Origin of the sequence: Gluconobacter sp. (genome assembly GCF_047723935.1) — a bacterium.
Classification (GTDB): Bacteria; Pseudomonadota; Alphaproteobacteria; order Acetobacterales; family Acetobacteraceae; genus Gluconobacter.
The window spans coordinates 1-15,062 of sequence record NZ_JBDOBO010000005.1; the positions used below are offsets into that span (position 1 = coordinate 1).

General features: G+C 55.8%; 12 protein-coding genes. 9 read left to right on the forward strand and 3 right to left on the reverse strand.

The window, feature by feature from the left end; genetic code table 11:
- Positions 1 to 397 precede the first annotated feature (397 nt).
- From ABF979_RS04200 to ABF979_RS04225, 6 genes are all read left to right on the forward strand, one after another.
- The gene (locus ABF979_RS04200) at positions 398 to 1,603 is read left to right on the forward strand and encodes a mechanosensitive ion channel family protein (RefSeq protein ID WP_415557996.1); all 1,206 of its coding nucleotides are present in this window, start codon (positions 398 to 400) and stop codon (positions 1,601 to 1,603) included.
- A 170-nt stretch (positions 1,604 to 1,773) separates the two neighbouring features.
- Positions 1,774 to 4,299, forward strand: coding sequence for a TonB-dependent receptor plug domain-containing protein (locus ABF979_RS04205; RefSeq protein ID WP_415557998.1), 2,526 nt, complete (start codon positions 1,774 to 1,776; stop codon positions 4,297 to 4,299).
- 149 nt (positions 4,300 to 4,448) lie between these two features.
- Positions 4,449 to 4,787 (forward strand): P-II family nitrogen regulator, encoded by a 339-nt coding sequence (locus tag ABF979_RS04210; RefSeq protein ID WP_029495718.1) that lies wholly within the window; start codon positions 4,449 to 4,451, stop codon positions 4,785 to 4,787.
- On the forward strand, positions 4,787 to 6,130 hold the full coding sequence (locus ABF979_RS04215) for an ammonium transporter (RefSeq protein ID WP_415558000.1): 1,344 nt from the start codon (positions 4,787 to 4,789) through the stop codon (positions 6,128 to 6,130). The genes ABF979_RS04210 and ABF979_RS04215 overlap by 1 nt, the downstream gene beginning before the upstream one ends.
- 58 nt (positions 6,131 to 6,188) lie before the next feature.
- Positions 6,189 to 6,731, forward strand: a complete 543-nt coding sequence (locus tag ABF979_RS04220; RefSeq protein WP_099211680.1) for a hypothetical protein — start codon at positions 6,189 to 6,191, stop codon at positions 6,729 to 6,731.
- Between the two features lie 112 nt (positions 6,732 to 6,843).
- Positions 6,844 to 7,449, forward strand: a complete 606-nt coding sequence (locus ABF979_RS04225) for a hypothetical protein (RefSeq protein WP_415558002.1) — start codon at positions 6,844 to 6,846, stop codon at positions 7,447 to 7,449.
- An 11-nt stretch (positions 7,450 to 7,460) separates the two neighbouring features.
- Here ABF979_RS04225 and ABF979_RS04230 read toward each other — a convergent pair whose 3' ends face one another.
- Positions 7,461 to 8,246, reverse strand: coding sequence for an SDR family NAD(P)-dependent oxidoreductase (locus ABF979_RS04230; RefSeq protein WP_415558003.1), 786 nt, complete (start codon positions 8,244 to 8,246; stop codon positions 7,461 to 7,463).
- Positions 8,247 to 8,323: 77 nt separating this feature from the next.
- On the opposite strand from ABF979_RS04230, the gene ABF979_RS04235 reads away from it, so the two are divergent.
- The gene (locus tag ABF979_RS04235; protein ID WP_211495504.1) at positions 8,324 to 8,608 is read left to right on the forward strand and encodes a helix-hairpin-helix domain-containing protein; all 285 of its coding nucleotides are present in this window, start codon (positions 8,324 to 8,326) and stop codon (positions 8,606 to 8,608) included.
- Here the strand turns inward: ABF979_RS04235 and ABF979_RS04240 are convergent.
- Positions 8,605 to 9,504 (reverse strand): retroviral-like aspartic protease family protein, encoded by a 900-nt coding sequence (locus ABF979_RS04240; RefSeq protein WP_415558006.1) that lies wholly within the window; start codon positions 9,502 to 9,504, stop codon positions 8,605 to 8,607. The two genes, ABF979_RS04235 and ABF979_RS04240, sit on opposite strands and share 4 nt — an antisense overlap.
- Positions 9,501 to 10,451: a tyrosine recombinase XerC gene (locus tag ABF979_RS04245; protein ID WP_415558007.1), complete on the reverse strand. Its 951-nt coding sequence runs from the start codon at positions 10,449 to 10,451 to the stop codon at positions 9,501 to 9,503. The genes ABF979_RS04240 and ABF979_RS04245 overlap by 4 nt, the downstream gene beginning before the upstream one ends.
- A gap of 33 nt (positions 10,452 to 10,484) precedes the next feature.
- Between ABF979_RS04245 and ABF979_RS04250 the strand changes: the two genes are divergently transcribed.
- Both ABF979_RS04250 and ABF979_RS04255 read left to right on the forward strand, forming a co-directional pair.
- A complete protein-coding gene (locus tag ABF979_RS04250; protein ID WP_415558009.1) occupies positions 10,485 to 12,725 on the forward strand; it encodes a primosomal protein N' in 2,241 nt (746 codons plus the stop codon).
- A 109-nt stretch (positions 12,726 to 12,834) separates the two neighbouring features.
- Positions 12,835 to 15,036 carry a TonB-dependent siderophore receptor gene (locus tag ABF979_RS04255; RefSeq protein ID WP_415558011.1) on the forward strand — a complete coding sequence of 734 codons (2,202 nt, stop codon included), beginning with the start codon at positions 12,835 to 12,837 and terminating at the stop codon, positions 15,034 to 15,036.
- Positions 15,037 to 15,062 lie beyond the last annotated feature (26 nt).

Genomic DNA, 15,062 nt, shown 5'->3' on the forward strand with positions numbered 1-15,062 from the left:
TATAATATGAAACAAACAATAAAATATGTTTAAAACATTAAATAACAACATAAATCGCTGTTTGTGGTTTGTTGTTATAAGGAATTGAAAAGTCTGAAAAATATAGGTTTTCAGTCAAAAATTTTGTTGTGGCTGTTTGGTATTCAGTACGGCCAAAAAGACGGCAGGTGAGTGTCTCATTTCGGCAACATGCATCGTTCAACAAAATTAAAACTTATTAAAATAGTGAAAATGGAACTGTTCGTATTTCGGGAACAGTTGGGTCTGCCTGCTGTTGTAGTCTGACGTCCTTGGCCAAATGTGCGCCGATGGACGCCGCTTACAGCATTTCATTCGCTCAGGATGCAGCCTCCGCGTGACCTGATGGTGGATGACAGGTGATCGTCTAGGGAGACCGATGTTCAGACAGAATTATGTGGACTCAATGTCCAGCCTTCGTCACCAGTTCGACTGGCTGCCTGACCCGCTGGGTTCTGTTCTTCTGCTGATTGCAGCGGCGCTGATTGCTCTTTTGTTCAGTCGGATCATCACGGATGCGCTGCCCCGCCTGCCGGGTCTGAGGAAGATCCAGTTCATTCATGCTTTAACCATCAGGTTAAGGATGAATGTCCGCTATTTTCTGATGATCATAGCCGCCAGTGCAGCTTTGCCAGCGACGGAGGGCTTCTCTCCCGAGACGGAAAAGCTTCTCGCGCACGTGCTGGCCTGCCTGTTCATCATGAATCTTGGCTTCGGCATTATCAGGGCGTTTCGTCTGGCGACTGATCAGTACCTGAACCGGATCAGTTCCAAGGAGAATGTGGATGACATCACGGTCCGCTCTCATCAGACGCAGATCCGGGTGCTCCGTCGTCTGATTGAGATCACCTTTGGGGTCCTGACTGTTGCCGCGTCTCTGATGGTTTTCAATTCCGTTCAGAAATTTGGTGTTTCACTCTTTGCTTCTGCCGGTGCGGCCTCCCTGATCGTGGGTCTATCCGCCCGACCGGCCTTGTCCAATCTGATTGCGGGAATTCAGATCGCCATTACCCAGCCGATCCGTATGGAAGATATGCTGATCCTGAACGGGGACTGGGCCTGGGTCGAGGAGATTAATGCGACTTATGTCGTCCTGCGGACATGGGATCGTCGCCGTTATATCGTGCCCATTTCCTATTTCCTCGAAAACCCGTTCCAGAACTGGACTCATAGTTCGCAGTCTTTGATCGGCTCCATCTTTCTCTGGCTGGATTATCGCACACCGATGGACCGTTTGCGGGCGATGTTCATGGAAGAAATCGAGCACTGTCCGGACTGGGACAAGGACCGTTCCTCTATTGCCTGCCAGATTGCAGACAGCAATGCCCAGGTCATTTCCATCCGCATGATCGCAGGGGCTGCGGATGCAGGAAATATGTGGAACCTGTCCTGTGATATCCGCGAACGCATGCTGCGTCGCATTCAAGCAGAAATGCCGGAATGTCTGCCTCGTGGACGAACTGCGGTCGTATCGGATTCTCCCTCTGACACGCCGTGGCCCGAAAGCCTCATGTCTCCTCCGGTCAATCGCCCGGGCGATGGGCAATATCGCGGCCCTGATCTGAAGGCTCCTACAGTTTCCTGAAATTTCCTGATGCCATACTCCTGAGTCCAAAAGTTTCGTTTTGGTCTCTTGAGGTGTGGCATTTATGCACTAGAAATCTTGTGATACATTCAAGGCCGGAATAATCGGTAGACACACTTTAAAACGTTTCTAATCTGAACTGAACACCAGATCTGATTAGGACTGCCTGAATGCGCCTCAAGTCACTTCTTCTCGCTACAACAATCGTTACGGTCGTGCACCCAGTACATCAGGCCTCTGCTGCCGTGCATAAACCAACCCGCACCACAGCTCCTGCGAAGGTGACGACCAAGACCACAGGGAAGAAAACAGTCGTCCGTCAGGCTGCCGCCACGCCGCGCCGCCCTCATGCAGTTGATAGCAATACAAACGAGCAGATGATCGTCACGGGAACGCATGCGTTCAACCGCCGCGCCCGGGATTCAACGAGCCCGATCAGTGTTCTCACGGCAGCCACGCTCCGCCGTTCCGGCCAGATGAACCTCGCAGACGCGATTGTTCGTACTGACCCGTCCATCACGGTCAACGCGATGGGAAGCGACGCTGGTGCCCTGACGTCCTCCATCCGGATGCGTGGTCTGAACCCGAACGAAGTTCTGGTTCTCGTCGATGGAAAGCGCCGTCATACGACAGCCAATATCTATGCTGATGCTGGCCCGCAGCAGGGCTCAACACCTGTCGATCTGAACATGATCCCGGCCTCTGCAATCGATCATATCGAAATTCTGCGTGATGGTGCGGCGGCCATGTATGGCTCGGACGCAATCGCTGGTGTTGTGAACATCATCCTGAAAAAGACGCCGCATGGCCTGAACATGACCGCCCAGACTGGCGCGAATGCCTACAACGGTGATGGCTGGCAGTATCAGCTTGGTGCTGATGGTGGCTTCGGTTTCCTAGGGGACGGTTATGTCCATATCAGCGGGCAGATGTACCACACCGATCATATGGTTCCGAACACGACGGACGTTCGGACGGTTCCGGGGAATCCCGAATACAAGGGATTTAATGTTCCGCATAATTCCAACAAGATCCTGAGCACACCGGAAGAAACTCGTGAAAACCTCAGCATCGAGTTCGGGAAGACGCTGACAGAAGGGGTGAAGGGATACGGTCTCATTACCTATGCCCACCGCCATTCCGAGGCTTATGAAAACTATCGTATGCCGTCTGTGGCTCCGACGCTGTATCCGTATGGGTTTTCTCCGCTCGAAACCATCGAGGAGAACGATTACGCCGCAACCTTGGGGCTTAAAGGTGACAATTTCCTTGGGTTTTCCTGGGATCTGAGCTCGACTTATGGTGCTGATGAAAATGATATCGGGAACAAGCACACAGCTAACCCGAACCTGATTGCGGAAACCGGAACCTCCCCAACGACGGTTCGTGCCGAGACCTATCGCCTGTCTCAGTGGACGAACAATCTTGATTTCCGCCGTCAGCTGAAAATTGCCAACCTCGTTCCTGTGACGGTCGCCTTCGGTGGTGAGCACCGCCTGGAGACCTATCAGATCTGGCCGGGCGAAATTGCGTCCTATACCCAGGGTGGAACGCAGGGCTATGCGGGCCTGATGCCGGAAAACTCTGGCAAGTGGAGCCGTGACGTCTGGGCCGCCTACCTCGATGGTGACTTCCATCCGCTGAAGCACTGGGATCTCGATTTTGCGGGCCGCTTCGAGCACTACACGGACGTTGGGAATACCGAGAATGGTAAAGTTTCCACACGGTATGACATTACGAAACGGATCGCCGTTCGGGCCACGATCAGCAATGGTTTCCGCGCCCCAACCCTCCCTGAAGAACACTTCAGCTCATTGAACGTCTCACCGACAGGCGCTTCGGGCCTCCTTGCCACATCCAGTGCTGCGGGGCGTAGTCTTGGCGCTCAGAACCTGAAGCCAGAACGCTCTACAAGTGCTGAGGGTGGTGTGGTGCTTGAGCCGGTCAATGGCTGGCACATTTCCGCAGACGTTTATCAGATCAATATTCGGGATCGTATTTCCGGTGCGGGTTCCATTTATGGCGATACGGCCATTTCCGCCATCGACATGACGGGGGCAACGCTGCCGACAGGCATTACGAATGCGGACGTTTCGGCAAACTACTTCGCAAACGTTGGAAGCACCCGCACACAGGGCCTCGATATCCAGTCCGATTATATGTTCCACATGCACCAGTATGGGAACCTGGATCTGACCATGGCGCTCAACCTGAACCGGACGCGCGTCAATCACATCAATACGAATTCTCAGGGCAACCCATACCTGAATGAACAGAGCATCGCGTATCTGACGTCTACCTCTCCGCGCAGCAAGATCATCCTGAATGCGTATTGGACGATCGGAAAGTGGGATGTGAACGTGCGTCAGACGCGCTACGGCGAAACCACGTCCATGCTGACCTATCAGGATCAGACGCCTGCAAGCCTGACCTGCAAGGGGCAGAGCCTTCAGTATTCCAATGTCTGCTGGGGGCAGTTCAAGAATACGCCAGTCTGGCTGACGGATCTTGAGGTTGGGTACCGTCTCAATCACATGTGGCACTTCGCCGTGGGCGCCAATAACATTTTCAACCAGCGCCCACGGCGTCTGACCAAGTATCTTAACTACCTCGGGGCGAATGCTTACGACACGGACTCTTCCGGTATCGGCATTGCCGGCGGTTATTATTACGGCCGTATCAACGCCACGTTCTGATTGTCCTTCAAGACCCAGACGGAGCAGAAATGCCCGGAGGTGCCGGTTTTCCGGTGCCTCCGGGCTGTTTCGTATATTGTTGTTGAACTGGTACAATCTGGGCCATACTGGCCACCAGTCTTCTAATTCCCAACGAGGATATGCCGTTCGTGAAGCTCGTCACCGCAATTATCAAACCCTTCAAGCTTGACGATGTCCGGGAGGCGCTGACGCCACTGGGCGTGCAAGGTCTGACCGTGACGGAAGTCAAAGGTTTTGGCCGTCAGAAAGGCCAGACGGAAATCTACCGCGGCGCCGAGTATCACGTCAGTTTTCTTCCGAAGCTCAAGATCGAGATCGCAGTGGCGGATTCCGTTGTGGAAGATGTTATTGAAGCAATCATGACGGCAGCGCGTACCGGCAAGATCGGGGACGGCAAGATCATGGTCTCCAATCTCGACCAGCTCATTCGCATCCGCACGGGAGAGACCGGGGAGGGCGCTCTGTGATGAGACGTTCCGGTCTTTCGATCATGGCTGCTGGCGCACTTCTGCCAGTATCCGCGATGGCTGCTGATGCGCCTGCGGCCATCGACACAGGCGATACAGCCTGGATGCTGATCAGCACGGCACTCGTTCTGATGATGACAGTGCCTGGTCTTGCGTTGTTCTACGGCGGCATGGTTCGCAAGAAGAACGTTCTTGCAACCCTGATCCAGTCTTTCGCCATTTGTTGTATCGCCAGCCTCGTCTGGATGGTTGCGGGTTACAGTCTGGCCTTTTCGAACGGTACGCCGTGGATTGGTGATCTATCCCGCGCGTTGCTGAACGGTGTGGCAGCAAACTTTCACAACGGCGTTGATTCCGCTTTCACGCTTGGGGCAGGGACGGCAGCCGCCGTTCCAATGACGATCCCGGAAAGCGTCTACATGATGTTCCAGATGACGTTCGCCGTCATCACGCCAGCCCTGATTACAGGGGCCTACGCGGAGCGCATGAAGTTCTCTTCCATGTGCATCTTCACGATCTTCTGGCTGCTACTGGTTTATGCACCTGTCGCTCATTGGGTCTGGAGTCCGACGGGCTGGGTCGCTGGCTTGGGCGCTGTGGACTTTGCCGGTGGCACGGTCGTGCACATCAACTCCGGTGTGGCTGGCCTTGTCTGTGCATATGTTCTTGGCAAGCGCCGGGGCATCGGAACGGATGACATGTCTCCGTTCAACCTGACATACGCCATTATCGGTGCGTCTCTGCTTTGGGTCGGCTGGTTTGGCTTCAACGCAGGCTCTGCGCTGGGTGCCAACGGGCGTGCAGGTATGGCCATGCTGACCACGCAGCTTGCCGCTGCTGCCGGCGGTGTCGCCTGGATGGCTGTCGAGTGGGTACGGACGGGTAAGCCGACGGCACTTGGCATTATTTCCGGCGTGGTCGCCGGCCTAGTCGCCATTACGCCTGCTGCGGGCTTTGTCCTGCCGGGTGGCGCTGTGGTGATTGGTCTGATTGCCGGTGCAGTCTGCTTCTGGAGTGCAACATGGCTCAAGCACGCTCTTGGCTATGATGACAGTCTCGATGCGTTCGGTGTTCACGGTACGGGTGGTATTGTTGGCGCTCTGCTGACAGGTGTTCTGGCTTATGGGCCGCTCTCTGCAACGGACGCTAATCCGGCTGGTACCGTCGGAAGCCTTTCACAGCTTCTGGCTCAGGCAGAAGCCGTCTGCGTGACGATTGTCTGGTGTGTCATCATGACATTCGTGATCCTGAAGGTTCTGGATCGTGTCATGGGTCTGCGTGTTTCTGCAGAAGAGGAACTTGAAGGCCTCGATACGACCATGCATGGTGAACGCATCAACTGATCGTAGTCACCGGTGTTTCTGAACCGGGAGGCTGCGACTTCCCGGTTGACAGACAAGGATGTTTTTCATGGTTTCCAGCCGTATGTTGTCCCGCCTCTCCCTGGCCGCTGTTCTGGCTGCCGGTCTTGCCTCGGTTCCTGCACACGCGATGACGGCCAAGGAATGCCATGCTGCATTCCAGTCCGCCAAGAAGGGCGGCACCCTGAACGGTCAAAGCTACAAGGCTTTCAAGGCTGCAAGCTGTGGTAGCGAAACGGCTGAAGCCGCGCCTGCGACAACTGCTGCCCCGGCAACGGCTGCGACAGCACCTACAACGACGGCGCCTGTCACGACAGGTAAGGCGAACCCTCCTGATTCGTCTGTTGCAGGTACGAAGGCACCGATTGCGTCCAAGAGTGCTCCGGTCACGTCTGGAAACGTTGTATTCCCAACGGCTGTGTCGTCCCAGTTTTCCAGCCTGTCCGCTGGCAAGGCTCGCATGAAGACCTGTGTTGCCCAGTACAATGCGAACAAGGCAAACGGCGGCAATGGCAGCCTGAAGTGGATCCAGAAGGGTGGCGGGTACTGGTCCCAGTGCAACAGCCGTCTCAAAGGCGAATAATCCCCTACGTTTCAGCGGATACCAGAAACCTCCGTTCCTTTATCGGGACGGAGGTTTTTTTGCCTGTTATTCTCCTGTTCCTGGGAGGCGAGGGGATGCGCCGCTTATACCGGTGAGAACCAACGGCAAACCCGCTGCGATGTATGTTAGCCCGGCGTTCGATTACATTTACGTCCGGAATTCTGAAGGAATACAGTTCCCCAAGGGCTATGATGACGCCAAAGTTGTCATCAGCGGTGCCTATAAGGAAAGCGCCTTTCATTCCAAAATTAATGAACTGGTTCTGGATGATATTCCGCTGAAAGATGTAGATGTCGTCTTGCTCGCGAAAGCCAGTACGCAGATGGTTGAGGGGCGACCGATTGTGGGTGTGCTCGGACGCGCTGCGTTATTCCGCTTCACAGTTCATATTCGGGTTGGCGAAAAGAAGAAGCGCGTCAGCCTTGATCCTGATCTGACATACACGACATTTCCGTCTTTCTGGATTTCTTCTCTAAAAGAAAATCCGGAAGATCAGAAGAAATTCACTCACTATGATGATTTTCTGAGTGTGGGGCAGGGCGCGCTTGTCAAAAACCTCTTTATGGGCGGCTCTCCGATAGAGAATGAAAAAATTTTCTTTCACGATGAAGTAGAAATTGGAAGTCTGGGGCTTCCTTTCTTCGCCGCCCATTCAGGCAACGTCTCCGTGCAGGATCGGCGCGGAGACGTGCAGTAAGTTTCTAAAGATCAGCTCATAGGAAATGGTGGCTGCCCGTTTGATGCGGTCACGCCGCCATCAACAGGCATAATCAATCCGGTAATATAAGCCGCGTCCTCACTGGCCAGAAATGTGATTGCTGCGGCCATATCTTCCGGCTCTCCCAGACGCTGCAACGGAACGCGGTCTTCGACGCTTTTGACGAAAGCTGGATCTTTAAGGGCATCAGCTGTCATGGCAGTGCGTGTGACCGACGGACAGATGGCATTGACGCGAACGCCGTCCTTTCCGTGATCCATCGCCAGAACACGCGTCAGGTTCACAACACCGCCTTTGGCAACATCGTAATAGGCCGTGTTCCAGTCTCCCCTCATTCCAGAGACGGAGGCCGTGTTGACGATGTTCCCTTTGCTCTGGATCAGCAGGGGCAGAAAGGTGCGGCTGACATTCAGGGTTCCGGTCAGGGTTGTGGCACACACGGTCTGCCAGGCGTCCAGATCGCCGTCCAGAACCGTGCCGATTGTGGTGACACCGGCGTTGTTCACCAGCACATCCAGTGTGCCGAACGTCTGTTTGGTTAGGTCCAGCAGTTTCTGAACTTCGTCGGGTTTGGAAATGTCTGTCAGAGAGGCCGTAGCTTTGTTCGGGTCGAGGCTTTTCATGGCCTCGTCGAGCTTTTCCTGATCCCGGTCCACAAGAATGACATGCGCGCCTTCGTCAAGGAAACGAAGGGCTGTCGCGTGACCAATACCTGATGCCGCCCCCGTCACGAGAACCTTGCGGCCAGTGAAACGTGATAGTCCCTGCGTCGCCATGAATAATGTCCTTTTGTTGCTAGGACTTTAAAGTGCCGCTCGCTACAATGGTTGCCTCAAATAAAGGGCGAGCAGGCATGAGTGATCTCACAATGCTGAAGAATGTTGGCAAAGCAGCACTCGCAGATTTTGCCATATTGGGGATTACCTCAACTGCACAGCTGGCATCCTGTGAGCCGGACGATCTTTATCTGAAGCTCTGTCACCTAACGCAGCAACGCCATGATCCCTGTGTGCATGACGTGTTTGCAGCCACCATCCATCAGGCAAAAACAGGAGAAGCCCTGAACTGGTGGGCTTTTACCCCTGCCCGCAAGGAACGGATGAAATCCGGGACGTTCTGTACGCTCCCAACTCCTTAACGAACGAAAATCTGGTTTGTGGCGTAAGAGAGCCAGATGTCATGTTTGGCGAACCAGTCTGAGCCCAGCAGCATGTCGGCCTGATCATGAACCGGGGCGACAGTCAGAACGGGATCAACCCAGACCGTCCCCCCCATGGAAAAGCGCTTGAAGCGATGCCAGTGGTAGCGGCGTTCATGCAGGTCCACACCGGCAGTAATACCGCCAGGGTCGAGCGCGAGCAGCTCATCCGTGAGGCCGAGGCGATAGGCGAAATCGGTGCTGACAATATGGGAGCGCGCACCGCTGTCGAGAAGCGCGGTTCCACGCGTCCCATCAAGCGTGAACGTTACCATCAGGCGTCCGTCAACCTGCCGGGCCGGGACCGTGCTCCATTGGCCTTTCCAAGAGGGCAGAAGCTGGCAGGACGAGCTGTTTGAGGAAACCTTCCAGAAAATGAGCTTCTGATGGGGAACGTCAAACTCCAGGTCATAGCCATCCAGAACATCTGCTCCGAGGAGCCCCAGAATAGGAGGATGAATCATCGGGGAGCCGGGAAGAGAGCCTATGGGCATAGAGCCGGCACCAAGAGAAAGGCGACCTAGTTGCAGGTCTGCAATACGGATATTGGCAACGAGGTGTGGCGTGCCGTTGGGGCCCTGCATGACAGTGTGGCGGTCTGGGTCCTGAGGCAGATGAAGCGCTGCAACGCCCTGAGGTGTCATCAGACTTCCCTGTGAGCCTGTGTCTACGATCATGGAGACCGCGTGGCCGTTGATCTGGGCAGGAATGCTCAGATATCCACCATCATCGCGCAGGGGCAGAACGGCCGCTTGTACCGTGTGGCATGGCATGGCTTCAGCCTTTCCGGTCAAAGCAAGAAAGGCAGCCAGAATGCCCCATGTCAGTCTTTTCATTCCTGCTCCGCCCGTGGATGTGCTTTGCGCCAGACGTCCAGCAGGTGCTTTTCGTCTGCCAGAGTATAAGCCTGGGTGGTGGAAAGACTGGCATGGCCCATGAGTTCCTGAATGGCACGCAAATCAGCGCCACCTTCCATCAAATGGGTCGCAAAAGAGTGGCGAAGAGCATGTGGTGTGGCGGAATCCGGCAGACCTTCGCCTTTGCGCCATTCCCGCATGGCGCGCTGGGCGACGCCGGGATTTAGGCGGCCTCCCCGCACACCGCAGAACAGCGGAGCGTCCGGGGCCGGAGAAGGGTGAACCCCTTTCCATAACTCCAACGCTTCACGGACGGCCGGAAGCAGCGGAACCAGACGTTCTTTCCCCCCTTTGCCCACCACGCGCAGCATGTTCTCACCAGCGTTGGTCAGGTCCCGCACATCAAGGGCCAAGGCTTCACCAATCCGCAAGCCTGTACCGTACAGAAGCGTAAAGAGTGCTTTGTCCCGGATGGCAGCAGCGCTCGTAAAAGCATCGTCGGAAATCCCTTCCGGCGCGGCCAAGGCCTGTTCTTGCCCAAGAGGACGTGGAAGGCGCTTTTTCAGTCGAGGGGTCGCGAGGAGCCCCGGGGCAGGATTCGAGACATCATGGCGCATGGCCAGATAGCGAAAGAACGATCGCAGGGCCGAAACATGTCGTGCTCTGGAACGAGCGCGCGCATCGGCATTCGTGGCGCGACGTGTGGGTTTTTCGCTGCGGGCTGTTTCATGAGCCAGCCACGCCCGGAGATCAGCAAGGGAGAGCTTTGCCAGAGCAGTCAGATCAACCTCGCCCCCCAGATGCTGCTCAAAGAAGGAGAGGGCCATAACGATATCATGGCGGTAGGCCTCAACCGTTCGCAGGCTGGAGCGCCGTTCATGGGTCAGCCATTTGGTCCAGTCGCGTAATGCGTCATGGGCCATCATGGCATTTCGGGCTCAGGGAGGTTAGACACAGGCATGGCATCCAGCAGCCTACCCAAGCCTGACCTCTGGCGAAAGCCACCCCCCACCGGAACGCGTGTCTCGGTGCTCGTTCCGCTGCCTTTTCCGGGGCCGTTAGACTATCTGGCACCCATGGCGCTTCAACCGGGCGATCTGGTGTCAATTCCCTTGGGAAAGCGGGAGACGGTCGGATGTGTCTGGGATACGGCCAGCACAGTCCCTGCTGACTTCGCGATGGCTCCGGGGCGGGAGGTTCCGCTGTCTCGCCTGCGTCCAGTTGTCGAAAAGCTGGACGTACGCCCCCTGCCGAGCAGTCTGCGGCGGTTTATTGATTGGGTTGCTGCATATACCCTGACGCCGCCTGGTCTGGTGCTGGCGATGGCAACCCGCATTCATCTGAAGGACGCACCAAAACCTGCGTTGGGTTGGGTCAGAACGGAACAACCGGAAGAGGGGCTGCGCATCACACCGGCACGTCGATCCGTCCTCAATGCGGCTTCCAATGCGCCGATGACGACGTCTGATCTCGCGGCGGCCAGCGGTGCCAGTTCCGCCGTGATCCGAGGACTCGCGACTGCGGGGCTCCTTCGGGAAGCCATCATCTCTGTCGCGGCTCCTTTCGCAACGCCGGACCCAACCCACGGCGCACCGCAGCTTTCTGAAGAGCAGGCGGACGTTGCCGAGCAGCTTTGCCGTCCGGTGAAAGAGCAGCGGTTTGACGTCACTCTGCTGGAGGGGGTGACAGGATCGGGAAAGACCGAAGTCTATTTCGAGGCTGTCGCGGCTTGTCTGGCGCAAGGGAAACAGGTTCTGGTCCTGTTGCCGGAAATTGCTCTGTCAGCTCAGTGGACGGATCGGTTCATCCGTCGTTTCGGTGCAGACCCAGCCGTATGGCACTCCGACCTCGGAACCAAGCGCCGTCGCGAAACATGGCGCGCTGTAGCGGACGGGACGGCCCGTGTCGTTGTGGGCGCGCGATCGGCGCTCTTCCTGCCGTTTGAAGATCTTGGACTCGTCGTGGTGGACGAGGAGCATGAGAGCGCCTTCAAGCAGGAAGAAGGCGTCATGTATCATGGGCGGGACATGGCTGTGGTTCGCGCCCGTCTGGCGAACGCTCCTGCCATTCTCGTGTCTGCCACGCCATCACTGGAGACGCTGGCGAATGTGGAAAGCGGCCGTTATCACCATGAGCTTCTGACTGCCCGGCATGGCGGAGCGACGATGCCGGACGTCTCTCTGGTCGATATGCGGGCTGATCCGCCAGAGCGTGGGCTCTTTTTATCTCCAGTGCTCTGCAATGCCATTGATGAGACACTGAAGAACGAGGAGCAGGCGATGCTGTTCCTCAACCGTCGTGGTTATGCACCGCTGACGCTCTGTCGCGCCTGCGGGCACCGAATGCAGTGCCCCAACTGCTCCACCTGGCTGGTGGAACATCGCGCGCGTGGCATTCTGACCTGTCATCATTGCGGTCACACCGAGAGTATTCCGTCAGACTGCCCGCAATGCCACGCCGAACACTCGCTCGTACCCATTGGGCCGGGGATTGAGCGCATTACGGAAGAGGCAAAGCTGCGCTTTCCTGAGGCAAAGATCTTGGTCATGTCCTCGGATACACTGGGCTCCCCGGCGGCTACGGCGGAAGCCGTACGGAAGATCACGGATGGTGAGGTCAATCTCATCATCGGGACGCAGATCGTCGCTAAAGGCTGGCATTTTCCGAAGCTAACGCTGGTGGGTGTTGTGGATGCGGATCTGGGATTAGGCGGCGGCGATCTACGGGCAGCGGAACGCACGGTTCAGCTTTTGCATCAGGTCGCGGGGCGTGCAGGGCGTGCTGAGCGTCCTGGCCGTGTCCTGCTTCAGAGCTACGTGGGTGAGCACCCTGTCATGACGGCGCTTGTCTCAAACGACTTTCAGACTTTCATGGAGCAGGAAGCCGAGCAGAGACGCCCTTCTTTCTGGCCGCCATACGGCCGACTGGCGGCGCTGATCATCAGTGCTGCGACGGCAGACGCGGCAGATGCGCTGGCAAAGGAAATTGCGTTTGCGGCACCGGAACGGGAAGGGGTGCAGGTGTTAGGCCCAGCCCCTGCGCCTCTGGCTGTTTTACGCGGGCGGCACCGGCGCCGGTTACTGTTGCGGACCATGCGGGGAATCGCTGTCCAGCCGATTTTGCGGGACTGGCTGAAAGACATCAGGCCCAAAGGAAGCGCCAAAATCGATATCGATATCGATCCTATCTCGTTTCTCTAAAGCGTTGATAACGACAATCCGGATTATGACAAAAAAAGTCTGGGCACTTGTTTTTGTTAAGAATGACTCGCATTAGCATCAAGTCCTTACTTTCTGAGATGCGAATCAAATGAGCCCTACAACAGCCAGCCTTGGTCGGAGTGTGTTTCGTTGCACTCAGCCAATGGCGTTGATGATCGTTTCCCAGTTGTTGCTGTCTTCTTCCGCCAGTGCAGGCTCGCTGGTAGAGAAACCGGAAAAGCAGAAAAGCTCTTCTGCAGCCCACGCTCGTAAAAACAGCCCTTCTTCTGCGGCCAGGCGTAGAAAGCAGGATATTGTCACGGTGGTTGGGCAGCAGCAGGCCGCTTCTGTCAGTGCCGCCAAGATGGCCATTCCGTTTTTGGAAAACCCTCAAATCATCTCTGTCGTTTCCCGCAAGCTGATGGATGAGCAGAATGTCATCCGCCTGTCGGATGCGCTGCAGAACGTGGCAGGCGTGTCACACGCGGACAGCTACGGCCTGTATGACAGTATTCGTGTGCGTGGCTTCAGCACATCCGGCATGACCTATCTCGATGGCATGAAAACCATCGACAGCCTTTCCATGAACGAGACTGTGGGCCTGTCCCGCATGGAAGTCATTAAAGGGCCGGCGTCGGGCCTGTTTGGGCAGGGACCGCTGTCTGGCATGGTCAACATGGTCAGCAAGAGGCCGACAGACAGTAATTTTGCCAACTTCACAGCTCAAGGCGGATCTTGGTCCTATTATGAAGGGCGCGCGGATATCAACAGGAAGCTGACATCCAATGGGATGATTACAGCCCGGGTGAATGCCGTCTACCGGAAGCAGGATTACTTCGTTCGTGCCTCGGATATGGAGACGCTTTATATCGCGCCATCCATTTCAATTCGCCCGACAGATCATACCGACCTGACGCTCCTGTTCCGCTATAATCGCACGAGCGGTCACCCTTATACGGCGATCCCGGCGTACGGGACGGTTCTGCCGTCTCCCTGGGGAAAACTACCCAGGGATTTTGCCATCAACGATGTTGAAAATCCTGCCCAGCAGCGACAGACCTATGTTCATCTGGGCTACATGTTCGATCACAAGTTCAATGAGAACATCGGTTTCCATCAAGGATTTCGGTATCAGGTGTACCGTCAGACCTATAACAGATGGCTATTTGCAACGACGGGGTTCTCGAACGATCTTTCACAGGTTGGTCGGTATTACTATGGGCCGTATAATAACCACGGAACAGACGTTCGAATTGATACGAACGTTAATTTCAAATTCCATACAACACGCCTGATCTCACACTACGTTCTGGTCGGAACAGACTATGGTCAGAATGGAGCCAACTCCACCACCGGCTTTGCAACCACCACAAATCTCAATCTCGCAAATCCGGTCTATGGAGATGTTCCCGACTATGCGAGCAGTGGTGTCATTTCCAAAACACGGCAGGACCAGTTCGGGGCCTATATTCAGGACCACATGAAGATCGGCCGTCAGGTTGCGGTGACATTTGGTGTGCGTTGGGATCGTGCGACCAGTGGCCGGGGCGGGAACAATCCCCCAACGACGGCTTTTAGTCCGCACGCAGGCATTACCTGGGCCTTTACGGACTGGATGTCTGCATACTTCAACTGGTCCAAGGCGTTTCTGCCAACGACGTCTGTTGATTATCAACAGAATATCCTGCCACCACAGAGAGGAACCGATTACGAGGTTGGCCTCAAAGCGCAGACGCGAAACGGTGTGCTGACAGGGATGGCCACCCTTTTCGATCTGGCACGGACAAATGTCGCGACAACAGATCCACTTCATCCGCTTTACTCAATTGCTCAGGGTGAGCAGACGAGCAAAGGGTTTGAACTGGAAGGCAATCTCAGAATTCTCCCGACCTGGACTGCCAATATTGCGTATACTTATCTCGATACCAAAATCACCAAAGACAACCAGCTCCTGCCCAATGGCGGAACTCTGTGGCTTGCGGGTGTTCCGCACCATATTTTCAATGTCTGGACAAAGTATTCTATCCCGTCAGGGATGCTGAAGGGGCTTGGTATTGGGGCGGGTGTTCATTTTGAAGGGGCCAGCCCAGCCGATAATTACACGCCACGCGATCCCATCTATGGCCTGACGTACAAAACGTCTGCCTATGCTCTGGTCAATCTGGCTGCGTATTATGAAAGAGGGTCCTGGAGTGCGCAGGTCAACGTGCAGAATGCAGCCGACAAGCGATATTTCCCGTCAGCTTCTTTAAGCCGAACGGTTGTTGGAGCCCCACGAACGATTATGGGTGGTCTGACAAAGCGATTCTGAAGAGGGTTCTGGCCAGAGATCCGGGT